The 23,304-nt window shown below is 66.9% G+C and carries 21 protein-coding genes; 11 read left to right on the top strand and 10 right to left on the bottom strand.

The genetic code is table 11. The features are described 5' to 3' along the window. The first annotated feature begins 299 nt into the window (after nucleotides 1-299). The 6 genes from trpE (at nucleotide 300) to AC1RWI_RS24500 (ending at nucleotide 5,872) form a co-directional block, all read left to right on the top strand. Entirely contained in the window at nucleotides 300-1,817 is a 1,518-nt protein-coding gene (trpE, locus tag AC1RWI_RS24525; RefSeq protein ID WP_043349930.1) for an anthranilate synthase component I, read from the top strand. A 24-nt stretch (nucleotides 1,818-1,841) separates the two neighbouring features. Continuing rightward, the gene (locus tag AC1RWI_RS24520) at nucleotides 1,842-2,411 is read left to right on the top strand and encodes an aminodeoxychorismate/anthranilate synthase component II (protein WP_006162587.1); all 570 of its coding nucleotides are present in this window, start codon (nucleotides 1,842-1,844) and stop codon (nucleotides 2,409-2,411) included. A 68-nt stretch (nucleotides 2,412-2,479) separates the two neighbouring features. Further along, nucleotides 2,480-3,508, top strand: a complete 1,029-nt coding sequence (gene trpD, locus AC1RWI_RS24515) for an anthranilate phosphoribosyltransferase (RefSeq protein ID WP_043352341.1) — start codon at nucleotides 2,480-2,482, stop codon at nucleotides 3,506-3,508. 35 nt (nucleotides 3,509-3,543) lie between these two features. After that, nucleotides 3,544-4,347, top strand: coding sequence for an indole-3-glycerol phosphate synthase TrpC (gene trpC, locus AC1RWI_RS24510; RefSeq protein WP_043349935.1), 804 nt, complete (start codon nucleotides 3,544-3,546; stop codon nucleotides 4,345-4,347). A 26-nt stretch (nucleotides 4,348-4,373) separates the two neighbouring features. After that, a complete protein-coding gene (locus tag AC1RWI_RS24505; RefSeq protein WP_492869299.1) occupies nucleotides 4,374-5,015 on the top strand; it encodes a CYTH domain-containing protein in 642 nt (213 codons plus the stop codon). 53 nt (nucleotides 5,016-5,068) lie between these two features. Beyond that, nucleotides 5,069-5,872, top strand: coding sequence for a uracil-DNA glycosylase (locus AC1RWI_RS24500; protein WP_043349940.1), 804 nt, complete (start codon nucleotides 5,069-5,071; stop codon nucleotides 5,870-5,872). Between the two features lie 34 nt (nucleotides 5,873-5,906). On the opposite strand, the gene AC1RWI_RS24495 is transcribed toward AC1RWI_RS24500, so the two are convergent. Then, the gene (locus AC1RWI_RS24495) at nucleotides 5,907-6,179 is read right to left on the bottom strand and encodes an acylphosphatase (RefSeq protein WP_043349945.1); all 273 of its coding nucleotides are present in this window, start codon (nucleotides 6,177-6,179) and stop codon (nucleotides 5,907-5,909) included. A gap of 323 nt (nucleotides 6,180-6,502) precedes the next feature. Between AC1RWI_RS24495 and AC1RWI_RS24490 the strand changes: the two genes are divergently transcribed. Together AC1RWI_RS24490 and AC1RWI_RS24485 are read left to right on the top strand one after the other, a co-directional pair. Beyond that, nucleotides 6,503-8,257, top strand: a complete 1,755-nt coding sequence (locus AC1RWI_RS24490) for an ABC transporter permease (RefSeq protein WP_043349948.1) — start codon at nucleotides 6,503-6,505, stop codon at nucleotides 8,255-8,257. A gap of 91 nt (nucleotides 8,258-8,348) precedes the next feature. Further along, the gene (locus AC1RWI_RS24485; protein ID WP_492869296.1) at nucleotides 8,349-9,695 is read left to right on the top strand and encodes an ABC transporter ATP-binding protein; all 1,347 of its coding nucleotides are present in this window, start codon (nucleotides 8,349-8,351) and stop codon (nucleotides 9,693-9,695) included. Between the two features lie 26 nt (nucleotides 9,696-9,721). On the opposite strand, the gene AC1RWI_RS24480 is transcribed toward AC1RWI_RS24485, so the two are convergent. From AC1RWI_RS24480 to AC1RWI_RS24460, 5 genes are all read right to left on the bottom strand, one after another. Further along, nucleotides 9,722-12,220, bottom strand: coding sequence for an FUSC family protein (locus AC1RWI_RS24480; RefSeq protein ID WP_492869294.1), 2,499 nt, complete (start codon nucleotides 12,218-12,220; stop codon nucleotides 9,722-9,724). A 34-nt stretch (nucleotides 12,221-12,254) separates the two neighbouring features. Further along, nucleotides 12,255-14,060, bottom strand: coding sequence for a M61 family metallopeptidase (locus AC1RWI_RS24475; protein ID WP_492869292.1), 1,806 nt, complete (start codon nucleotides 14,058-14,060; stop codon nucleotides 12,255-12,257). A gap of 44 nt (nucleotides 14,061-14,104) precedes the next feature. Beyond that, nucleotides 14,105-15,094: an acrylyl-CoA reductase (NADPH) gene (gene acuI / locus AC1RWI_RS24470; protein WP_043349963.1), complete on the bottom strand. Its 990-nt coding sequence runs from the start codon at nucleotides 15,092-15,094 to the stop codon at nucleotides 14,105-14,107. Between the two features lie 89 nt (nucleotides 15,095-15,183). Beyond that, on the bottom strand, nucleotides 15,184-15,933 hold the full coding sequence (locus AC1RWI_RS24465; RefSeq protein WP_492869289.1) for a DsbC family protein: 750 nt from the start codon (nucleotides 15,931-15,933) through the stop codon (nucleotides 15,184-15,186). A gap of 71 nt (nucleotides 15,934-16,004) precedes the next feature. Continuing rightward, nucleotides 16,005-17,276: a UbiH/UbiF family hydroxylase gene (locus AC1RWI_RS24460; RefSeq protein ID WP_492869287.1), complete on the bottom strand. Its 1,272-nt coding sequence runs from the start codon at nucleotides 17,274-17,276 to the stop codon at nucleotides 16,005-16,007. Between the two features lie 333 nt (nucleotides 17,277-17,609). Between AC1RWI_RS24460 and ychF the strand changes: the two genes are divergently transcribed. Next, on the top strand, nucleotides 17,610-18,701 hold the full coding sequence (ychF, locus tag AC1RWI_RS24455) for a redox-regulated ATPase YchF (RefSeq protein ID WP_043349972.1): 1,092 nt from the start codon (nucleotides 17,610-17,612) through the stop codon (nucleotides 18,699-18,701). Between the two features lie 128 nt (nucleotides 18,702-18,829). On the opposite strand, the gene AC1RWI_RS24450 is transcribed toward ychF, so the two are convergent. Then, the gene (locus tag AC1RWI_RS24450) at nucleotides 18,830-19,120 is read right to left on the bottom strand and encodes a hypothetical protein (protein WP_492869285.1); all 291 of its coding nucleotides are present in this window, start codon (nucleotides 19,118-19,120) and stop codon (nucleotides 18,830-18,832) included. Nucleotides 19,121-19,797: 677 nt separating this feature from the next. Here AC1RWI_RS24450 and AC1RWI_RS24445 point away from each other — a divergent pair. Together AC1RWI_RS24445 and AC1RWI_RS24440 are read left to right on the top strand one after the other, a co-directional pair. Further along, nucleotides 19,798-20,067: a type II toxin-antitoxin system Phd/YefM family antitoxin gene (locus AC1RWI_RS24445; protein WP_492869283.1), complete on the top strand. Its 270-nt coding sequence runs from the start codon at nucleotides 19,798-19,800 to the stop codon at nucleotides 20,065-20,067. After that, complete coding sequence (locus tag AC1RWI_RS24440) at nucleotides 20,067-20,480, top strand: putative toxin-antitoxin system toxin component, PIN family (RefSeq protein WP_492869281.1); 414 nt, start codon at nucleotides 20,067-20,069, stop codon at nucleotides 20,478-20,480. Before AC1RWI_RS24445 ends, AC1RWI_RS24440 begins: the two co-directional genes overlap by 1 nt. A gap of 116 nt (nucleotides 20,481-20,596) precedes the next feature. On the opposite strand, the gene AC1RWI_RS24435 is transcribed toward AC1RWI_RS24440, so the two are convergent. Genes AC1RWI_RS24435 through AC1RWI_RS24425 form a run of 3 tightly spaced genes read right to left on the bottom strand, consistent with a single transcriptional unit; the run spans nucleotide 20,597 to nucleotide 23,267 of the window. Beyond that, nucleotides 20,597-21,097 (bottom strand): GDYXXLXY domain-containing protein, encoded by a 501-nt coding sequence (locus AC1RWI_RS24435; protein ID WP_492869279.1) that lies wholly within the window; start codon nucleotides 21,095-21,097, stop codon nucleotides 20,597-20,599. After that, nucleotides 21,094-22,215, bottom strand: coding sequence for a DUF4401 domain-containing protein (locus tag AC1RWI_RS24430; RefSeq protein ID WP_492869277.1), 1,122 nt, complete (start codon nucleotides 22,213-22,215; stop codon nucleotides 21,094-21,096). The genes AC1RWI_RS24435 and AC1RWI_RS24430 overlap by 4 nt, the downstream gene beginning before the upstream one ends. Further along, nucleotides 22,212-23,267, bottom strand: a complete 1,056-nt coding sequence (locus AC1RWI_RS24425) for a DUF2157 domain-containing protein (RefSeq protein ID WP_492869275.1) — start codon at nucleotides 23,265-23,267, stop codon at nucleotides 22,212-22,214. The genes AC1RWI_RS24430 and AC1RWI_RS24425 overlap by 4 nt, the downstream gene beginning before the upstream one ends. Nucleotides 23,268-23,304 lie beyond the last annotated feature (37 nt).

Raw genomic sequence — 23,304 nt, 5'->3', positions numbered from 1 at the left:
AGTGCGTTCGCGAGTCTCCTGACCGCCCCTTCCCGCATCCCCCGCGATGCATCCGCACCAGGATGGGGCCGGCCAGACCGGCAGGTTGCCGGACCTTCTCTGATTTTCCAGCCGCCCGACATCCAGCCCTTGTGCCGGTGTCATCCGAACGCGCTGCACGCCCACCCCGGCCGTGCGTGGACACTCGTCCGCGCCATGGTCTCTCCGGGGCGGGTCTGACGACCTTCCAGCCCCAAGTTGCCGACATCGCGACGTGCGCCATACTGAAACGACAGGCGCCGCTGCACAAGAGGATCGACATGACCGAACTGGAATTCAAATCGCTGGCCGAGCAGGGCTACAACCGTATCCCCCTGATCACTGAAGCCTTCGCCGACCTGGAAACGCCGCTGTCGCTGTACCTGAAGCTGGCGCAATCGCAAACGCGCGGGGTCAACACCTTCTTGCTGGAGTCCGTGGTGGGCGGCGAGCGCTTCGGACGCTACTCGTTCATCGGCCTGCACGCCCGTACGCTGCTGCGCGCCTCGGGCATGCGCACCGAAGTGGTCACCGATGGCCGCGTGGTGGAAACCCACGAAGGCAACCCGCTCGACTTCATCGCCGACTTCGAGAAGCGCTTCAAGGTGGCGCTGCGCCCCGGCCTGCCGCGCTTTTGCGGCGGCCTGGCCGGCTACTTCGGCTACGACACGGTGCGTTATATCGAGAAGAAGCTCGCCAACACGCAAAAGCCGGACGACCTGAACCTGCCCGACATCCAGCTGCTGCTGTGCGAAGAGCTGGCCGTGATCGACAACCTGTCCGGCAAGCTTTACCTGATCGTCTACGCCGACCCGACCACGCCGGAAGCCTACGCCCGCGCCCGCCAGCGCCTGCGCGAGCTGCGCATGAAGCTGCGCCAGCCGGTGGACGTGCCCATCACCAGCCCCTCGGTGCAAACCGACGTCTACCGCGAATTCGAGAAGGCCGACTACCTCGCCGCCGTGCACAAGGCCAAGGAATACATCATGGCTGGCGACATGATGCAGGTACAGATCGGCCAGCGCCTGGTCAAGCCGTACCGCGACTCCCCGCTGACCCTGTACCGCGCGCTGCGCTCGCTGAACCCGTCGCCTTACATGTACTTCTACAACTTCGGCGACTTCCAGATCGTGGGGGCCTCGCCCGAGATCCTGGTGCGCCAGGAAACTCGCCGCGTGGGCAGCAACGGCGACCAGCGCGAGGATCACATCGTCACCATCCGCCCGCTGGCCGGTACCCGTGCGCGCGGCAACACGCCGGAGAAGGACGCGCAACTGGCCACCGAGCTGCTCAACGATCCCAAGGAAATCGCCGAGCACGTGATGCTGATCGACCTGGCGCGCAACGACATTGGCCGCATCGCCGAGATCGGCTCGGTCAAGGTCACCGACCAGATGGTGATCGAGAAATACTCCCACGTGCAGCACATCGTCAGCTCGGTGGAAGGCACGCTCAAGCCCGGCATGAGCAATCTCGACGTGCTGCGCGCCACCTTCCCGGCCGGCACGCTGTCGGGCGCGCCCAAGGTGCACGCGATGGAGATCATCGACGAGCTGGAGCCGCGCAAGCGCGGCATCTACGGCGGCGCGGTGGGCTACCTGTCCTTCGGCGGCGAGATGGACCTGGCCATTGCGATCCGTACCGGCATCGTCAAGGACGGCAATCTCTATGTGCAGGCCGCCGCCGGCATCGTGGCGGACTCGGACCCCGAAGCCGAATGGAGGGAAACCGAAGCCAAGGCGCGTGCCGTGATCCGCGCCGCCGAGCAGGTCCAGGACGGCCTGGACTCGGATATCTAAGGTAAAGGGAACAGGGGAACCGCCATGCTGCTGATGATCGACAACTACGATTCGTTTACCTACAACATCGTGCAATATTTCGGCGAACTCGGCGCCGACGTGCGCACCTATCGCAACGACGAAATCACGCTGGAAGAGATCGAGGCGCTCAAGCCCGACCATATCTGCGTCTCGCCCGGCCCGTGCAGCCCGCGTGAAGCCGGCATTTCCGTGGCAGTGCTGCAGCACTTTGCCGGCCGCATCCCGATGCTGGGCGTGTGCCTGGGCCACCAGGCCATCGGCGAAGCCTTCGGCGGCAAGGTGATCCGCGCCAAGCAGGTCATGCACGGCAAGGTCAGCCGCATCGAGACCACGCAGGAAGGCGTGTTCGCCGGCCTGCCCAAGCACTTCGACGTGACGCGCTATCATTCCCTGGCGATCGAGCGCGAGACCTTGCCGGATTGCCTGGAAGTGACGGCCTGGACACCGGATGGCGAAATCATGGGCGTGCGCCACAAGACGCTCGCCATCGAGGGGGTGCAGTTCCACCCCGAGTCCATCCTGTCAGAGCATGGCCATGCGCTGCTGGCCAACTTCGTCAAGGCGCCCCGATGAGACTGCTCGATACGCCGAACGCGCCGGTCCCTGGCGCGGCCCACACCAACGCAAAGACCGAGACCGCCATGTCCATCACGCCCCAGGAAGCCCTCACCCGCTGCATCGAACACCGCGAGATCTTCCATGACGAGATGCTGCACCTGATGCGGCAGATCATGCAGGGCCAGATGTCGCCGGTGATGGCCGCGGCCATCCTGACCGGCCTGCGGGTCAAGAAGGAGACCATCGGCGAGATCTCGGCGGCGGCGCAGGTGATGCGCGAGTTCGCCAACAAGGTGCCCGTCAAGGACCGCGAGAACTTCGTCGACATCGTCGGCACCGGCGGCGACGGCTCACACACGTTCAATATTTCCACCGCGTCGATGTTCGTGGCGTCCGCTGCCGGCGCGCGTATTGCCAAGCACGGCAACCGTGGCGTGAGCTCCAAGTCGGGCAGCGCCGACGTGCTGGAAGCGCTGGGCGTGAACATCATGCTGACGCCAGAGCAGGTCGGGCAATGCATCGAGCAGACCGGCATCGGCTTCATGTTCGCCCCTACCCATCACCCGGCCATGAAGAACGTCGCCCCGATCCGCAAGGAAATGGGCGTGCGCACCATCTTCAATATCCTGGGCCCGCTGACCAACCCGGCCGACGCGCCCAATATCCTGATGGGCGTGTTCCACCCCGACCTGGTCGGCATCCAGGTACGCGTGATGCAGCGCCTGGGCGCGCGCCATGCGCTGGTGGTCTACGGCAAGGACGGCATGGATGAGGTCTCGCTGGGCGCCGCCACGCTGGTGGGCGAACTCAAGGACGGCGAAGTGCGCGAGTACGAAGTCCACCCCGAGGATTTCGGCCTGCAGATGATCTCGAACCGCGGCTTGAAGGTGGCCGATGCCACCGAGTCCAAGGAAATGCTGCTGGAAGCGCTCACCGATGTGCCTGGCACCCCGCGCGAGATCGTCACGCTCAACGCCGGCACGGCGCTGTACGCGGCCAATGTGGCCAGCTCGATCGAGGACGGCATCCAGCGCGCGCGCGAGGCCATCGCCAGCGGCGCGGCGCGCGAGAAGCTCGACCAGTTCGTGCGCGCCACGCAGCAGTTCAAGTAAGCCAGAGCCATCCAGCCCCGCGAGAGAATTACCGCATGTCCGATATCCTGCAGAAAATCCTGGCCGTGAAGGCCGACGAAGTGAACGCGGCGCGCAAGAAGCGCGACCTGCCCAGCCTGCGCGCCGAGGCCGAGAGCCTGCGCGCCGAGCCGGGCCTGGCGCCGCGTGGCTTCGAACGCGCGCTGCGCGAGAAGATCGCCGCCGGCAACGCCGGGGTGATCGCCGAGGTGAAGAAAGCCTCGCCCTCCAAGGGCGTGCTGCGCGCGAACTTCGTGCCGGAGGCCATTGCCGAGAGCTACGCCACGCATGGCGCGGCCTGCCTTTCCGTCCTGACGGACGTGAACTTCTTCCAGGGCCACGCCGAATTCCTCAAGCGCGCCCGCGGCGCCTGCCCGTTGCCGGCCTTGCGCAAGGACTTCATGATTGATCTGTACCAGGTCTATGAAGCGCGCTGCTGGGGCGCCGACGCCATCCTGCTGATCGTGTCCGCGCTGGACCCGGGCCTGATGGCCGAACTGGAAGCCTGCGCGCATGAGCTGGGCATGGACGTGCTGGTGGAAGTGCACGGCGGCGAAGAGCTCGACGCCGCGCTGCGCCTGAAAACGCCGCTGCTGGGCGTGAACAACCGCAACCTGCGGACCTTCGAGGTATCGCTCGACAACACGCTGGACCTGCTGCCGCGCATTCCCGACGACCGCCTGGTGGTGACCGAATCCGGCATCATCGGCCCGGACGACGTGCACCGCATGCGTGACGCCAATGTGCACGCCTTCCTGGTGGGCGAGGCCTTCATGCGCGCGCCCGACCCGGGTGTCGAGCTGGCTCGCCTGTTCGCCTGAGCGGGAAACATAAAACCACAATCACAATGGCCCAGGAAATCGAACTCAAGCTGGCGGTGCCGGACGGTGCCATGCCGGCGCTGGCGGCCTGGCTGGATGCACAGGGACAGCCGCGCGGCGAGCATACGCTGCTCAACGTCTACCTTGACACGCCCGCGCGCGACCTCGCCAGCGCACGCGCCGCCCTGCGGCTGCGCCGCCGCGGCGAGCAATGGCTGCAGACACTGAAGACGGCCGGCAAGAGCGAAGCCGGGCTGGCCGCCCGCCACGAGTGGGAAACCAGGGTGGCTGCCGAAGCCATCGAGCTGGACGCCTTCCCGCCCGAGGCGCGCGCCCTGCTGGCGCCACTGGCCGCAACCCTGGCACCGGTATTCCGCACCGATTTCGCGCGGCGCACCTGGCTGGTGGAGCAGGACGGGGTGCGCATCGAGGCCGCGCTCGACGCCGGGACGATTTCAGCGCCGGGAAGCGCCGCGCAAGAGACGATCCAGGAACTGGAGCTCGAGTGGCTGCCTGGCGCCGCCGGCCAGGCTCCCACGCAAGCACAGGCCGAAGCCGCGCTGCGTGCGCTGGCGCTGCGCCTGCAGCACGTTGCGCCCCTCAAGCCGTCCGACCAGAGCAAGGCCGCGCGCGGCTATCGGCTCGCCGCCGGTGCCGGCCGCGCCTGAGCTGGCACGCCGCGCCCTCTCGCCCCTCCAAAAAAACCAGGTACTCCTCCAGCATGACCAAGCACAACAGCGCACAGGCCGACCTGTTCGCGGCCCCGGCCGTTGCCGCAGCCGAAACCGAAAACGCCACCGCGCCTGCCCCGGCCGCCGCCAGCCTGCTGGAGCAAGCCGCCGCGCTGCCTGCGGCCTGGCGCGCATTGCTGGCCCCCTGCATGAACACCGCCGGCTGGCAGGAGCTGGCCGCCTTCGTCGACGGCGAGCGCGCCAGCGGCAAGCCGGTCTTTCCGCATGACGTGTTCCACGCCTTGCACCTGACGCCGCCCGAGACCGTCAAGGTGGTCATCCTTGGCCAGGACCCGTATCACGGCACCGGCGTGGTCAACGGCAGCGAGATTCCGCAGGCGCATGGCCTGGCCTTCTCGGTGCCGGACGGCGTGCGCGTGCCGCCCAGCCTGCGCAACATCTTCAAGGAAATCGCCGCGGAGTATGAAGGCGGCGCCGTGCCAGCCTCCGGCAATCTCGAAGGCTGGGCGCGCCAGGGCGTGCTGCTGCTCAACACCGTGCTGACGGTGGAGCAAGGCCAGGCCGCCAGCCACGCCAGGCGCGGCTGGGAAGCGGTGACCGACTGCCTGATCCAGGCCTTGTCCGCCGCGCGCCCGCACCTGGTCTTCCTGTTGTGGGGCAGCCACGCGCAAGCCAAGAAGCCCTTGCTGGCCGGCACGCACTGCGTGCTGGAAGCGCCGCATCCGTCACCGTTGTCGGCACACCGGGGTTTCCTGGGCTGCGGGCACTTCCGGCTGGCCAACGATTGGCTGCAACGGCACGGCGCCGCGCCGGTGGACTGGCGCGCCACCTGAGCCGCCGGGCAGCCGCCTGCCTGCCGGACACGCCTCAAGCGGTCGGCAGGCAGTCGAAGTCCTCGAACTCTCCCGCGCCGGGCAACGCCACCAGCGCGTTGACCTGCGCATCGGGCGGCCCGCGCCGCATCCAGTTGCAAAAGGCCTCCAGCCGATCCGGCGGCCCATAGGCCATGACCTCGACCGAGCCATCGTGCCGGTTGCGCACCCAGCCGTTGATGCCGAGCGCCCCGGCCTGCCCCGCGCAGGCCACACGGTAGCCCACGCCCTGCACCCTCCCCTTGACCACGATGTGCCATGTTTCCATCTGGCTTCCCCTTGCCGCGCGCGAGCGCCGAAACATCCGTTGAAACGGTTACGACACGCATAACAGGTAAACTAGACCGCCATGCAAAGCGTTACCAGTAAGGGCAGGCCCATGCAGGTAACGTCCGCAGCACAACAACGCGCAAGGCGCGCCCTGTCGACAACCCGAAAACCCTGTTCATGACCTGAGCCAGCGTAGCGCAAGGCGCCCACGCGCTGGCTGGCACCACTGATCCGATCCATCCAGGCCCGCGGACCGCCCGGCCCCACCCGGCCCATACGGCCCATACGGCAACCGCAGCCAACGTTTCCACTGCCAAGATAATGCAGCAAGCCGAACACGACCAGGCCAGCTCGGTCACTTCCCGTGGCTACGCCAGCCAGCTGCTGACCGCGCCGCCGAACCGCTTCGACCTGGCGCTGCTGCCCATCATCCTGGCGGTGATCGTGCTGGTGGCCTTTGCCGCCCGCCAGATGAACGTGCCCTACCAGCCCGGTGAGCCGCTGGATGTGCACCTGGACATCGCCTACCTGCCCTACTACCTCATGCGCACCAGCATCCGCATGATGATTGCGCTGGGCGCCTCGCTGCTGTTCTCCTTCGCCTTCGCGGCGCTCGCCTCCAAGAACCGCACCGCCGAGAAAGTGATGGTGCCGGCGCTGGACATCCTGCAGTCGATCCCGGTGCTGGGCTTCCTGTCGATCACCGTGACCGGCTTCATCGCGCTGTTCCCCGGGAGCCTGGTCGGGGTGGAATGCGCCGCCATCTTCGCCATCTTCACCTCGCAGGCCTGGAACATGGCGTTCAGCCTCTACCAGTCGATCCGCACCATCCCGACCGACCTGGTGGAAGCGGCAGCCATGTTCCGGCTCTCTCCGTGGCAGAAGTTCTGGCGCCTCGAAGTGCCTTTCGCCATGCCGGGCCTGCTGTGGAACATGATGATGTCGATGTCCGGCGGCTGGTTCTTCGTGGTGGCGTCGGAAGCCATCTCGGTGTCTGGCAACGACATCCGCCTGCCGGGTATCGGCTCCTACATCTCGCTGGCGATCCAGCAGCAGAACCTGGCGGCGATCGGCTGGGCCATCCTGGCCATGCTGATCGGCATCATCCTCTATGACCAGTTGCTGTTCCGGCCGTTGATTGCCTGGGCCGACCGCTTCCGCTTCGAGACCATGGCGCAGGAGACCGAACCGCAATCGTGGCTGCTCAACCTGCTGCGCCGCTCGGAATGGGTACGCGTGCTGCTGGGCCGCACGGCGGCGCTGGCCGAACGCACGCTGGCCTGGGGATCCGGGCGCAAGGCGGTGGCGCCGAAGGCCAACGATGGCCGGCGCGCCATGTGGATCGAACGCGCCGGCAACGTCATCATCATCGTGATTGCCATGCTGGCGCTGTATCGCGTGATGCACTTCGTGCGCACCGAGGTGGGCTGGGCCGAAGTGGGCCATGTGCTGTGGCTGGGCACGCTGACCATGGTGCGGGTGATCGTGCTGATCGCGCTGGCCGCGGTGATCTGGGTACCGATTGGCATCCGCATCGGCCTGAACCCCAAGGTGGCGCGCGTCGCCCAGCCGGTGGCGCAGTTCCTGGCCGCCTTCCCGGCCAACCTGATGTTCCCGCTGGTGGTGATGCTGATCGTGCGCTTCGGGCTGAACCCGGAGATCTGGCTCAGCCCGCTGATGATTTTCGGCACGCAGTGGTACATCCTGTTCAATGTGATTGCCGGCGCGTCCGGCATCCCCACCGAACTCAAGCTGGCCGCGCGCAACTTTGGCCTGCGCGGCTGGCTGCTGTGGAAGCGCTTTCTGGTCCCTGCGGTGTTTCCCAGCCTGCTGACCGGCCTGGTGACCGCGGCCGGCGGCTCGTGGAATGCGAGTATCGTGTCCGAATACGTCACCTGGGGCGACCGCACGCTGGTCGCCACCGGGCTGGGCAGCTATATCGCGGAGATGACCTCCAAGGGCGACTTTCCCCGCATTGCGCTGGGCATCGGCGTGATGGCGATCTTCGTGGTGGGCTTCAACCGCCTGCTGTGGAACCGCCTCTACCTGCTGGCGCAGGAACGCACGCGTCTTTGAGCCGCCCTATGCCGCCCTATGCCGCCCTGTGCGGCCATGCGCACCCAATACGCCACCCATTTGAAGCCCTGAATCTGAACGGAACTCCATCATGGCAAGCCCCACCGCAGACGCAACCGAATCCGTAGTAGAGCTGCGCGGCGTCTCGAAAATCTTCCGCACCGCGGACCGCTCGGACCGCGCCGTGCTCGAAGGCGTGGACCTGACCCTCAAGCGCGGCGAGATCGTCGCCATGCTGGGCAAGTCCGGCTCGGGCAAGTCCACCCTGCTGCGCATCATGGCCGGCCTGGTCGGCGCCGATCGCGGCGAGGTGCGCTTTCGCGGCCAGCCGCTGCGTGGCACCGCCGAAGGCATCGCCATGGTATTCCAGTCGTTCGCGCTGTTTCCCTGGCTCACCGTGCAGCAAAACGTGGAGCTCGGGCTGGAAGCCCAGGGCGTGCACAAGGAAGAACGCGCGCGCCGGGCCGAGGCGGCGATCGACATGATCGGCCTGTCGGGCTTCAACAGCGCGCTGCCGCGCGAGCTCTCCGGCGGCATGCGCCAGCGCGTGGGCATTGCCCGTGCGCTGGTGACCGAACCCGACCTGCTGCTGATGGACGAGGCCTTCTCCGCGCTCGACGTGCTGACCGGCGAGACCCTGCGCGACGAAATGCTCGACCTGTGGGAAGACGGCCGCACCAATATCAAGTGCATCCTGATCGTCTCGCACAATATCGAAGAGGCGGTGATGATGGCCGACCGCATCGTGATCCTGTCGAGCGACCCGGGCCGTATCCGCGCCGAGGTGAAGATCCCGTTCCCACGCCCGCGCAACCGCGACTCTTCCCAGGTGCGCGGGCTGATCGACGAGGTCTACACACTGATGACGTCGCCCGCGGCGATGGGCCCGCGCGTCACCGCGCTCGCAGCCGCGCGCGATATCGGCTACCGCTTGCCGGACGCTGACATCAGCCAGATGGAGGCCATTCTCGACCTGCTGTGCGAAGCACCCTTTTTCGGCAGGGCCGACCTGCCGCACCTGGCAGAGGAAGCCGGGCTCACCGACGATGACCTGCTCCCGGCCTGCGAAGCGCTGCACCTGCTGCAACTGGCCACCATCGAGCGAGGCGACATCAGCGCCACCGGCCTGGGCCGCGCGTACTACGAGACGGAGCCGCCCGAGCGCAAGGTGTTGTTCGGCAAGCAGTTGCTGCAGCACGTGGCACTGGCCGCGCATATCCGCCGCGAACTGGAGCAGTCCGAGGACGGCGAGATCCGCGAGGAGCATGTGCTGCGCGAGCTCGAAGCTTTCCTCAAGCCGGACGAGGCCGAGCGCGTGCTGACGCTGGGCATCGAATGGGGCCGCTATGGCGAGGTGTACGAATACAGCTACAACAGCGGCATGCTGACGCTGCCCCGCGAGGAGCAGCCGGTGCCGGGCGCGGGCACGCAGACCTGATTGGCGCGGCCCGGCCTCTCAGGTTCCTAGCGCTCGCGCATGGCCCTGCCGATCGCGCCGGTGCGCAGGGCGATCTTGGCGGTGTCCTCGCGCAGCGCGCGCAGGCGGCGCTCCAGGATGGCATTGGCGGTGCGCCCGGTGGAGCTCGCCGTGCTGGCGATGCTGCCGGCTTCGCTGGCAGCCCGGCTCAACTCGCCCGAGGCCGCGGCCTGCACCAGCACATCGGCGCGGCGGCGGTCGGCCGAATCGGCCAGGCGGGCGCGACGCTCGCTGGCGTCTTCGGCAGCGGGCTGCGCGGTGAGCGCTTCCGTGGCGATGACAGCATCGGCGGCGCGCACGGCCTGGGCATGGGACACCGCCGCAACGTCGGCGCCACCGGCGCCATGGGCAGCACCATCGGCAACACCAACGGCGACCGCCACGTTGACACCAACGCGATCGTTCACCAGCCCTGCCGTCTCCGTGGCTTTCACCGGCGCCTTCGCCTTGGCCGGGTCCTTCACCGCGCGAATGAAACCCGCGCCTCGCCCGCCGGCACGATCATCCTCGGCCAGCCTTTCGCTGGCCAGTTGCAGGCTATTGGCTGCGGCGTCGGTGGCCTGGCGGATGGCGGCTTCGGCGGCCGGCAGGTCCAGCTCGCCGTAGTGCTCGCGCACCTGGATGCGCGCCGCGGCCACGTGCGCCGCCACCAGGTAGTTCTGCACGATGAAACGGTTCAGGTTGTCCACCGCGCGATGCCGGCTCTTAGGCTCGTCGAGCATGCGCTGGAACGACCCGATCAGCGCGGACAGGCTGTCCATGAACTGCTTGCGCTGCACCCGGTAGGCAAAGTCGTCCTTGGCCACGCGCAGCAGCAGGTCGCGCGTGGCGGCAATATAGCGGCGGTTGGCCTGCAGCACGTTTTCCACCAGCGCGGGCAGCGCGCGGTATTCCCAGCTGGGCAGCACAAAGCTGAACACCGTGGCGATCACGCCGCCGATCACGGTATCGATCAGCCGCTCGCCCGCGACCGTGGCGCTGCCCGGCACCAGCAGGTTGATCTGGATCAGCACCTGCACGCAGGCGGCAACAGCCGTGTAGCGGTACTTGATCGTGGAGAACGCCGTGCCGGCCACCAGCGCCAGGAACAGCACGCCCAGCAGGATCAGCGGCTGGTGCACGACCTTGAGCACGCCCACCGCAATCACGCAGCCGATCAGCGTGCCGATCAGGCGGTCGTTGTAGCGCTGCTTGGTCATGCTGAAATTGGGCTTCAGGATGACGATGATGGTCAGCAGGATCCAGTAGCTGTGCGACACATACGGCAGGTGCTCCGCAATCCACAGCCCGGCGCCCACCGCCATGGTGATGCGCAGCGCAAAGCGGAACGCCGGCGACTTCCAGTTCAGGTTGTCGCGCAGCACCTTGAGCTCGTAGCGCTGGCGCGTCAGGAACGGTGTCATGTCCGGCCCGGGCAGCACCTTGCTAGGCTCCACCGGCGTGCGCGATGCCTCGTGCAGCTGCTCCACCAGCACGATGGCACCCTTGATCATGTCGAGCGTTTCCGCCGCCGCCGTCATCGCCGCCGGGTTGATGTGGTGGTAGCGCAATTGCGCGATCTCGTGCGCGACGGCGCGCAACTCTTCCCGGTAGTCCACCGAAGCGTAGGAAGGCCGGCCGCGCGTGATGTCGTAGGCGATGCCCTCCACGTCCTTGCACATCAACTGCACCAGCCGGCGCAAGTGATCGAGTACCGGCGTGCTGCCAAAGGTCTGGCGCAGCAGCGGGTAATCGGTATTGGTGGAGAGGATGTACTCGTACAGGTCCAGCATGCGCATGTGGACCTGCACCAGCAGCCCGTCATGCGTAGTGCGGTTGCCGCGCAGCACCAGGTCCCGCGCGGCCTGCTGGCGCTCCGCCACCACGATCTGCTGGCGCACCAGCTGGTTGAACAGCACCTCGTAGTCGCTGCCGGCGTCGTAGAAACCCGCCTTGATCTCGAGGTACCCGGCCATCTCGTACAGCGACTCGGCCAGCACCTGCTGCTTGGTGCGCCGCTGCGTGGCCCAGCTCACCGCCATCGCATACGCCATATAGGCCACCGCGCCGATGCCGAACAGCAAGGAATGCTCGAGCGCGCGCCGCACCACGAAGTCCTCGTTGATGGTAAGCGTCATGACGAACAAGGCCGAGAACTGCAATGGCAAGGTCTTGTTGCCATACGCCGTCATCATGCCGGCCATGAAGGTCACCAGCACCAGCACCAGCGGCATCACGCGCGGGAACGGCGTGGCCATGGCCACCAGCAATGTCACTGCCGTGCACAGCAGCACGCTGGCCAGCATCTCGTTGAACTTGTGGTTGAACGGGCTGGGCAGATCCATCAGGCTGGTGCACAGCGCGCCCATCGACACCACCATGGCGGTGGGCAGATCCGCGAACTGCAAGGCGATCAGCGTGGCGCCGATCACCCCGGTCGCGGAGCGCAGCCCGCGATACACGTAATGCGAATAAACGAAGGTGCGGGCGTCGTGCGCGTATTGCATGTGGCGGCGATCGGGGCGTTGGTGGCTATTCGGCCTACAGGCCCAGCCAGCGCGCGCGCATGGCCTGGCGGCCGCCTTCGGCCGTCACGGTGTACTGCGCCGCCGGCTCGCGCGCGAAGGTCAGTGGCAGCACATGCAGCTCATCGCGGCGGAACACGTGGCACTCGGCGCTATCGCCGTCGCGATACCGTGCCAGCAGCTTGTCGAGCTGGCCAGGGGCGACACGCAGGCCGTCCACCGCGGCCAGCAGGTCGCCCGCCGAGATCCCGGCCGCCTGGGCCGCGCCGCCGTCGAGCACCTGGGTCACGCGCACCCAGCCATCCTCGGTCTTGGTCTTGATGCCGAGCGCGGCGTTGCGCTCGGGCTTGGTCGGCACCGCCTTGATGCCGAAGGGCTTGAGGAGCGCGGCGAGTTGCATCTCGCCGGTGCCTTCGGTAAGCGAGCGCAGCAGCGCGCCCAGGCGCAGGCCGCTGACCTCATCGAACAAGGCGTGCACCTCGGCTTCGGTCACGCCGCGCTGCTGCGCGCCTGGCGCATAGAAGCCGCTGCCGTAGCGCTGCCACAGCGCGCGCATGATGTCGTCGAGCGAGCGGCGGTTGCGGGTCTTGGTGCGGATGGTGAGATCCAGCGCCAGGGCAACGAGCGAGCCCTTGGTGTAATAACTGACGATGGCGTTGGGCGCGTTTTCGTCCTGGCGGTAGTACTTGGTCCAGGCATCGAACGAGCTATCGGCCACGCTCTGCTTGGTGCGGCCGTTGCCGCGCAGCACACTGTTCCAGGTCTTGGCCAGCAGTTCCACGTACTGCTTCTCGGTGATGCGCCCGCTGCGCACCAGCATCAGGTCATCGTAATAGCTGGTGAAACCCTCGAACAGCCACAGCAGCGGCGTGTAGGTTTCGTCGCGCAGCCGGTAGGGCACGAACGCCGCGGGCTTGATGCGCTTGACGTTCCAGGTATGGAAATACTCGTGGCTGCACAACCCGAGGAAGGTGCGGTAGCCCTCGGTGGCTTCTTGCTTGCCGCGCGCCGGCAGGTCGGCGCGCGCGCACATCAGCGCGGTGCTGGCGCGATGCTCCAGGCCGCCGTAGCCGTCCGTCGTGACCATGGTCATGAACACGTAGCGGTGGTTGCTGTCGAGGAATGGCGCAGCCTCGGTCTCGGGCTCGAACAGGCGGATCTGCGCTTCGCAGATCTGCTTCAGGTCGCGGCAGACGCGCTCGAGATCGAGCTGCGGCACGCGGCCCGTGAACACCACGTCGTGCTGGGCGCCGCAGGCGCGGAAGCTGCCCATAGTGAAGTTGCCCATCTCAACCGGGTGATCGACCAATTCGTCGTAGTCGGCCACCTGGTAGCGGCCGAAGCCGTAGCGCTTGGCGCCACCGCGCCCGGGCGCCTCGCGCATGGCCGTGGCGACCCGCCAGCCGGCATAGGCCTCGCCGGCGGGCGCATGGATATCGACCGTGCAGGGCAGGTCTGCCTGCCCTTCGGCGCAGAGGAAGACCGAGCTGCCGTTGAAGAAGCCGTGTGTCGCGTCCAGGTGCGCTGCGCGCACCGACAAGTCCCAGGCGTAGACCTCATAGCTGAGCGTAAGCGGCCCGTCCACCGGGGCCGCCTGCCAGCTCTGCTTGTCCAGCTTGGTCAGCGCCACCGGCTTGCCGCCGGCCTGCGCGCGGATGCGCACGATATTGCGTGCGAAGTCACGGATCATGTAGCTGCCGGGAATCCACGCCGGCAGGTAGAACTGCTGGCCGGCGGGATGGGGGGCGTCTACCGTGACGGTGACGGCGAACAGGTGCGCTTCCGGTTGAAGCGGGGCAATGGCGTAATGGATCGGCTTCATGAGCGTGATTGTAGCGCCATGCCCGCCCCGGACTACGCGCCAGCTCAGGCGTTGACGTTCACCACCACGCGGCCGCGCATGCCACCGTCGACGATCTTGCGCCCGGCCTCGATCGCCTCCGACAAGCCGATCTCGCGGGTGATCGCGCGCAGGCGATCCGGCTCCAGGTCCTGCGACAGCCGCTGCCAGGCCTGCTCGCGCAAGGCCATCGGGGCCATCACGCTATCGATGCCGTAGAGCGTGATGCCGCGCAAGATGAAGGGTGCCACCGAAGCCGGGAAATCCAGCCCCTGCGCCAGCCCGCACGCGGTGACCGCGCCGCCGTAGCGCACCTGCGCGCAAGCATTGACCAGCGTGTGCGAGCCCACCGAATCCACCACCGCCGCCCAGCGCTCCTTCTGCATCGGCTTGTTGGGCTTGCCCAGCTCCGCTCGGTCGATCACCTCGGCCGCGCCCAGCGCCTTGAGGAAATCCGCTTCGGCCGTCTTGCCGGTGGAGGCCACCACGCGATAGCCCAGCTTCGACAGGATGGCGATGGCCACCGAGCCCACGCCGCCCGAGGCGCCGGTCACCAGCACCTCGCCATCGCCCGGCTTGATGCCAGCGCGCTCCAGCGCCAGCACTGACAGCATGGCGGTGTAGCCGGCCGTGCCGATGGCCATGGCCTGCCGGGTGTTGAAGGCAGGCGGCAGCGCCACCAGCCAGTCGCCCTTGAGGCGGGCGCGCTGCGCCAGGCAACCCCAATGCGTCTCGCCCACGCCATAGCCATTGAGCACGACCTTGTCGCCGGCCTTCCAGCGTGCATGCGTGGATTCCAGCACCGTGCCGGCACCATCGATGCCTGCCACCATCGGCCACTTGCGCACCACCGGCGAGCGGCCGGTAATGGCCAGCCCGTCCTTGAAATTGATGGTGGAGTAGTCGATGGCCACCAGCACGTCGCCCTCGGCGGGCAGGCTGGATTCGTCGAGCGCGGTAACGGCGGCGTGGGTCACGCCGTCGGCCTGGGTCAGCAGCAATGCCTGGAACGTCATGGAGTCTCCTTCCGGTTCTTGATTTTCAACCAATGGCGACCGGTCGGCTCCGGCACGGCGGCGCCGGGAAAGCCGCCGGCGCAACGTGCTTACTTCTTGAGGCTGGCGAGCTTGCGCTCGAGCGTGGCGGCGTCGGCTGCGCCGGGAATGCGGGTGCCGTCCATGAAGAACACGGCCGGGGTGCCGGTGATGTTCAGGCTCTGGCCGAGCGCCAGGTTGTCATCGACCGGCGTCTTGCAGCTGCCGTTGCCGGCCAGCGCCACGTGGCTCAGCATCCAGTCGCGCCAGGCCTTGGTGCGGTCCGCCGAGCACCAGACCTGCTTGGCTTTTACCGACGAATCCGGCGACAGCACCGGGTACAGGAAGGTGTAGACCGTGATGTTGTCCATCTGCTGGAACGTCTGCTCGATGCGCTTGCAGTAACCGCAGTTGGGGTCGGAGAACACCGCCACCTGGCGGCTGCCATCGCCCTTGCTCCACTTGATCGCGCGCGCCAGCGGCAGGTCCGACCACTTGATGCGGTTGATATCGGCCAGCCGTTCCTCGGTCAGGTTGGTGCCGGTCTTGGAGTCCACCATCTCGCCGTTGATGATGTAGCGGCCGGTGGCGTCGGTGTAGACCACCTGGCCACCGATGTTGACCTCGAACAAGCCGGGCACGGGCGTCTTGGCCACGCTCTTCACTTCAGCGCGCCCGCCCAGCATCTTTTGCACCGATTCCTTGATGCGGTCGGTGCCGGGCTCGCCCGCCGCCATGGCGTGCAGCGCGAAGCCGGCAGCCGCGATGCCGCCAACGATGGTGGCGCACAGGGCGGGACGGCGGCGCAGGAAATGCAACATGATGACTCCAGTAATTCGATGATTCGGTTCGCGCGAGCGAGCTCAGGATTCAGGTTTCAAGGGGCGGGCGCTCAGCCCAGCGCGCGGCCGATAAGAAAACGCTTGAGCAGCGACTGGCTACCCACGACCCGCATGCCGGCATTGCGCACCGTGCGCGCCACGCCGCCAGGCAGGGAAAACAGCCGATGCAGGCCATCGGTAGCCGCCGTCAGCGACAACAAATCGGTGGCGCGCGCGCGCTCGTAGCGGCGCAGCAAGCGCAAGTCGCCTTCTGCGCGGAAAGACTCTTTGGCGGCCATCACGCGGCCAAGTTCCGCCACATCGCGCAAACCCAGGTTCATGCCCTGCCCCGCCAAGGGGTGCACCACGTGGGCGGCGTCGCCCACCAGCGCCACGTGCGGCTGCACAAACTGATCGGCGCGCTGTAGCACAAGGGGGAAGCCCTGCGCCGGCGTCACGCAGCGCAGCGCGCCAAACTGGCGTCCCACTGAGCCGCTGGCGGCCTGCATCACGGTATCGGCCAGCGCCTCGGGCGACAGCGCCAGCAACTCGCTCGCATGGGCATCGTCGGCCGACCACACCATCGACACGCGCTGTCCCGGCAACGGCAGCAACGCCAGGATCTCGCCGTTGGCCGGCTCCTCGTCCGCCATCAGCTTGGGCGGCGTGCCCAGGAACCACTGCCAGGCCGTGTCCTGGTGCGGCAGCTCGCATTCGAAATTCGCCACGACGCCAAGCTGGCGATAGTGGCGCTTGGTGACCGGAATGTGGCATTGCTCGCGCACCCACGAGCGCGCGCCATCGGCGCCCACCACGCAAGCCGCGCGCACCTTGCCGCCGCCGGCCAGGGTCAGCGTCACGCCATCATGGTCGCGCGCGAACGCCGCAGCGGTATCGTCATGCCAGTGCACCTGGTGCTGGAAGCGCAGCGCGGTATCGAGCACGCGCTCCACATGGCCGGATTCGATGATCCACGCCAGTTGCGCAACGGTGGCCGCGTAGGCCGAGAAATGGAGATCACCAGCAGCCGAGGCATTCGCCTGCGCCGCGCTCGCATCGCCGAACACGCGCATGTCGCACACCGGCTGCATCCGCGCCGGGTCCAGCGCCTCCCACACGCGCAACTGCTCCAGCAGGGCTTGCGAGCTCGCCGAGAAGGCGTAGATGCGGCTGTCCCACTGGCCAGGATCCGCTGTAGCGGCGGAAGCTGCGGAAGCGGGAGAGCGCGGCGCAACCAGCGCCACCTGCATGCCCTGCTGGGCCAGCAGCAACGCACAAGCCTTGCCGACGATGCCGCCGCCAACCACGGCAACCTGGAAACGGGAGGGAGATGGACGAGTCATGCATGGATTATAGCCACCCCGGCACGACGGCTTTGGTGCGCCCTCGCGCGCATGAAGCGGCGCCCAGGCGCCTGCGGCAAAGGGGCGCACGCCCGCGAGGCGCGCAAATTCAGCAGGCAGCAGGCGTGGCCAGCCGGTTCAGCGCAACGTCCGGCGAGGTTACAATAGCCATCTTTCTGATGGCACCCCAGCACAAAACCGGTGAGCAACGCCCCGCTTTGGCTGTGTTGTCTCGTGCTGAACCCTCCCCTCTGCGTCCCCATCGCTGCGCCATTCCAGTGCGCCGGACGCACCCAGGGTGAACCGCAACCCATTGATTTTTAAAGGTTTACCATGAGCCTCAAATGCGGCATCGTCGGCCTGCCCAACGTCGGCAAGTCCACGCTGTTCAACGCCCTGACCAAGGCCGGCATCGCCGCCGAGAACTATCCGTTCTGCACCATCGAGCCCAATGTGGGCGTGGTGGAAGTGCCGGATACGAGGCTCGCCAAGCTGGCCGAGATCGTCAAGCCCGAGCGCATCCTGCCGGCCGTGGTCGAATTCGTCGACATTGCCGGCCTGGTGGCCGGCGCGTCCAAGGGTGAAGGCCTGGGCAACCAGTTCCTGGCCAACATCCGCGAAACCGACGCCATCACCCACGTGGTGCGCTGCTTCGAAGACGACAACGTGATCCACGTGGCCGGCCGGGTCGATCCGCTGTCCGACATCGAAGTGATCAACACCGAACTGGCGCTGGCCGACCTCTCCACCGTCGAAAAAGCCCACGCACGCTACATCAAGCCCGCGCGCGCCGGCGACAAGGAAGCGCTGCGCCTGGTGGCCGTGCTGGAAAAAGCCCAGGCAGTGCTCAACGAGGCCAAGGCCGTGCGCACGCTCGACCTGTCCGATGAAGAATGGGCCGCCATCAAGCCGCTGTGCCTGATCACCGCCAAGCCCACCATGTACGTGGCCAACGTGCGTGAAGACGGCTTCGAGAACAACCCGCACCTGGACGCCGTGCGCGCCCACGCCGCCAAGACCAAGTCGCCGGTGGTAGCCGTGTGCGCCGCCATCGAAGCCGAGATCGCCGACCTCGACGATGCGGACAAGGCCGAGTTCCTGGCCGACCTCGGCATGGAAGAACCCGGCCTGGATCGCGTGATCCGCGCCGGCTTCACCCTGCTCGGCCTGCAGACCTACTTCACCGCCGGCGTGAAGGAAGTGCGCGCGTGGACGATCCATGTGGGCGACACTGCTCCACAGGCGGCCGGCGTGATCCACACCGACTTCGAACGCGGCTTCATCCGCGCCCAGACCATCGCCTATGAGGACTTCATTACCTACAAGGGTGAGCAAGGCGCGAAGGAAGCCGGCAAGATGCGCGCGGAGGGCAAGGAATATGTGGTGAAGGATGGCGACGTGATGAACTTCTTGTTCAACGTCTAAGCAGACTGCACCAACGTCCGCCGGCTGGATTCGGCGGGCGACGAAAAATGAGCCCCGCAAGGCATGCGTGCCTGCGGGGCTTTTTGTTTCAGGTGGCGGCCCGTCTCTTGTGCCGAGCCACCGCAAGTTCATCCATCACGTGCCCCCTCCGAGTCCCGCAGGACCGCGAGTTCGCTCAACACCAGCGTTTCGTTGGCGAGTACCGCCGCCAGCGAGAGCAGATGGCCCTGGGTCTCCTCCGTCAAGTTGGCAAGGGTGCCCCCGGCAGCGTTCTCGATGGCGACCGACAGCAGCGCATTGAGTTGCGCAGCCTTTTCAGCGGCGAGGCTAAGCGGGCTTTCGGCTGCAGCGTGCGCGGTCACGAAGATATCGCGGCCTGTCTGTTCGGCGCTGATGTTGTAGTGGGGGTGCTTACACATTGGATGCACTCCCGATTTGGGAGCGCATGCGCTTTGGAATTACGGGGACTTTGGGATAAGCCGAATGCCAGGTACAGGCAATTCGGACAAACAAGGACTGGGGCATGTGCGCCTCCTCTTGACCAATTCAAAGGAACCGCCTTGCGGCGGCTGTCTTCCCACGTAGTCGAGACGCCAATCCCGGTCGCTGTGGTTGCAGCGACGCATCTAGTATAGCGCTGGCAGCAATGAGCGTGCGCACTCCCGAGGCATCGGCTGCTGACTCCACGAAGACGCGCATACAGAGCTTTGGGCTCCTTCGCGAAAGACTTACGCTGGTCATCGCACAGATGAAAGCGCCTGTACGGATGAGCAGGCGCGGCGCAGACGCCCTCGCACGACGCGACAATCGAACGAGTCCCAGGTTGTCGTTTCGCCCGATCTTCAATCAAAGAGATCCTTTGAGCGCCTGGGAGATGGTTCGGCGCAAAAGGCTGAAGCAAGTGGCTGGTTGGGCACGTCATCGCCAGACCCTTGATTTCGGTCAGTCGAAGCCTGACGAGGCGTAGTTGCAACTCGTACAAGGTGCGATCCGGAAGCCGCGGCCAATTGGCTTGGGATGTCTACGCAGGGTGACTGGACGGTACGGCAAGGAGCAATCATACTGATCATAGTGATCAATATGGATGGAGATAACCATGATTACCGAAGTCACCGCAGTCAATTTCCGGCAGAACTTGGGCGACATGCTCAATCAAGTGCAGTACCGCCACGACAGCATCGTCATCAACAAGGACGGTAAGCCGGTCGCCGCGCTGGTCGATGCCGAACTATTCGGGCGTATTCGCAGGATGCGGGAACACTTCGAGGCGCTGAGCGATCGTGTTGCGCATGCCTACGACGATGTCCCGGCCGAGCAGGGAATGGCTGAAATCGAAGCCGCCGTGGCCGCTGAACGGAATCGCTAATGCCAGGGTTGCGCGTCGTACTTGACACCAACGTGCTGATATCGGGATTGGCCTATCCGGCAAGCATACCGGGACGCATAGTTCAAGCCTGGCGACAAGGCGCGCTTGACGTCGTGCTGTCGCGGTACATCCTGGACGAGATGACGAGAGTTCTGCCTCGTCTCACGCGGATCCGCTTAAGCCCCGAAGAAATTCGCGATCTGGCCGACAGCCTCATTCTGCTGGCCGATTTGGTAGAGCCGGATAGTGATCGGGATGACGAACTGCGAGATCCTGCGGATCAGCCCGTGCTTGCTACCTTGCGCGTCGCCCAGGCGCAATACTTGATCACCGGCGATAAGGATTTGCTGGTGCTGGCACAACGCTACCCGATCGTTACGCCCGCCACTTTCTGGGCGAGGCACGGCGGTTAGGCGTTGCGACTCAGCGTCTGCGCAGAAATCCGCACGCCGGGAAGGGCAAACTGAAGCCCCGCAAGGCCAAAGGGCCCGCGGGGCTTCCCGGATACAAGCGGCAGCTCACGCCCCTCTCACAGCGCCCGCAAATCCTCCCCCCGCAGCCCCACCAGCAGCGCCTGCCCGTCCGGCCCGACGCGGAACTCGCCATAGCGGGCCTTCTCGAACCGCGCCCCCTGCCCTTCCTGGAAGAAGTACGCATCGGTGGATACCTGCGCCTGCGTGCCGCCCCAGCGCGACGGTACGGTCTGGAAGCGCAGCAGTTGCTCGCCGCCGGCCAGCGCCTCGCCCGTGTGCAAGCGCACGAGGGTGGCTTCGCCACGCGGGTCGCGGCGGATCACGGCGACTTGCTCGCGCGCGGGCTCGATGCCTTGCCGGTGGAGCGCCTCGCGGATAGCGTCCGCAATGGCGAAGTTCAGCGCCATGTAGTCGCCTTGCATGAGCGAGCGCGGATCGACTGGCGCCAGGCGCAGGTAGACGGTGTCGCCTTGCGCCAGCAGCCGTTCCTTGCCGGTGATGGCAAAGGCGGCCAGGCCGAGCGTGAGCACCCATGCCAACAGTATCCAGCGTTTCATGCTTGTCTCCTTGCGCCGTCGCGACGCAGCGCCATACGCAGCAGCAGCACGGCGATGCCGGCGCCGGCGAGCGTGGCGGACTTGATCAGCAGCGTCCAGTGCAGCGCGCTGTAGTACCAGATAAAGCCGCTGCCGAGCGCGGCGACGGCCAGGCCCAGCCAGGGCAGCGAGCCGCGGCGCAGCGCCAGGCCGAGCGCGAGGGTGGCGGCGACGACCGCCGGCGCACCGGCGAGCAAGGCGCTGAACAGCACCGCGCCGACAAGCGCGGTGCCCCGCACCGCCGGGCTTAGCTGCAGCCGGCTTGCTTCGGCAAGGACAAACGCGGCGAGCACCAGGCCGAACAACGCGCCGGCCATCCAGTAGTTGCCGGCGTGACGCCCGGTGTCGGCATCGAACAGCAGTGCCTGAGGCTGGCTGAGGCCGGTCACCACCAGGGCCGCGCCCAGTGCGAACAGCAGCGTGGCGTCCGCGGCCGGCTCGATCCAGTTGTGCATCCCGGCGGCGCAGAGCCGCCCTTGCGCCAGCACGAAGCCGGTGAGCAGCGTCATGGCCAACGGCGCGAGCCAGCCTAGCGAGAAGCTCATGGCTTGCCAGACGTGGCGCAGGCCGGGCGTCATGGCCAGGTGGAGCGCCAGGGCCACGCCGGTCCATACCCCCAGCGCGGCCAAGAAGCGATGGAGCCGGTTGCTGACCAGCACATAGAGCACGGCCTCCAGCAACGCGAGCGCGCCCCAGAAAGCCGCCGATTCGAGCAAGCGGCTACCGCCGTAGGCCTGGCTCGCGCCGTACACGAGCAGGCCCTGGCCGCTGAGGCTGACGGCCAGCGCGAATTGCTCGAGCGCGGTGGCGGCCGCGCGGCGCCGGTACAGCACCGCGGCCAGCGCGATCATGGCGGCGCCGCAGAGCGCCATTGCCGTGGCGTTGTCGCGCGCGGCCACAAAGACCGAGCCGAGCAGGAAGGCGAGGAAGAACACCGCACCGAGCCAGCCCGCGAGGCCCATCAGCAGCCTGACGGCCCATGGCGTGCGCCCTTGCGCGGCTTGCGGCTGCCCTTGCACCAGGCCGCGCGCGGCCAGGTCCTGCCACAAGCTTTGTACTACTTGACGGTCGCTGGTCATGCCGGCTCTCCGTTGGGCGCGCCGCTTTGGGCTTGCCCGTGGTGTCGATAGGCGCGCAGCAGCCAAGCCGCCGCCGCGGCGGACAGGCCGATGGTCAGCAGCCCGAGGATCAGGAAGGCGCCGAACGCGTCCCGGCTGCCCTCCAGCAGCAGCCGGGCAACCCCGGTCACCAGCAGCACGATGACCGAGAAGCTGGCCAGGCTGAGCGCCACCACATCGAATGCCCGCAGCCGGAACCACGCAAGCAGCCCGCCCAGCGTGAGCATGGCCACGCCGAACATGGCGGGGTCGAAGCGGTTGTGCAGGATGCTGGCGAGGCCGAGCCAGCCGGCATAGGCACACGCCAGCGTGGCAAGGATGCGCGCGCCGGCCAGCCCGCGAAAGCCGTAGACCGGCGCCACTGCGCGCAGCGCGAACCACAGCATCAGTTGCACCAGCGTGGCCACCAGCAACGAGAGCGTGGTGGCGCGTTCGCCGGCCGCCCCAAACAGCAGGTCGAACATGCCGCCCACGCCAAGGCGCACGCTGAGATACCGCAGTAGCGCCACATTGGCCAGCACGATCACCACCCACCAGTGCGGCGCCGCGCGCGCGGCCAGCGCCCACGGGATCGCCAGCAGTGCCCACAGGGCAAACAGTTGCCAGGCGTCGGCGCCAGTCTGATACACCTGCCCGATCACGGCCAGCAACACGCCGGCCACCACCTGGGCGCCGCAGAGCGCCGCCAGCCCCGCCATGTCGGCGGGCGGGCGCAGCCAGGCGAATCCCGCCAGCAGCGTCAGCGCGCCGGCCAGCAGGCCAAACTTGGCGAACTTATGCAGGTCCTGCCAGTTGAAGGCAAAGAACACGATCACGCCGGCGCACAGCAACGCGGCGCCCAGCATCAGCAACGTGCGATCGAGCCAGGTCCGCCACTGCGCCGCGTCGGGCTCCGTCCCTGGCCAGCCGGCGGCCACGCCGTCGGCGCCGAGCACGCCCTGCTCACGCCAGTCTGCCAGCGCCTGGCGCGCTGCCCGCCGGTCTTGAAAGCCCTGCGTTGTGGTTGCCTGCATCGATGCCCCATGTGATGGATACGCCAGCGCACTGTAG

Source organism: Cupriavidus sp. MPR-AND1C (assembly GCF_058809705.1).
Note: the sequence above shows the minus strand (reverse complement) of the source record. Positions and strands in the feature narration are given on the sequence as shown.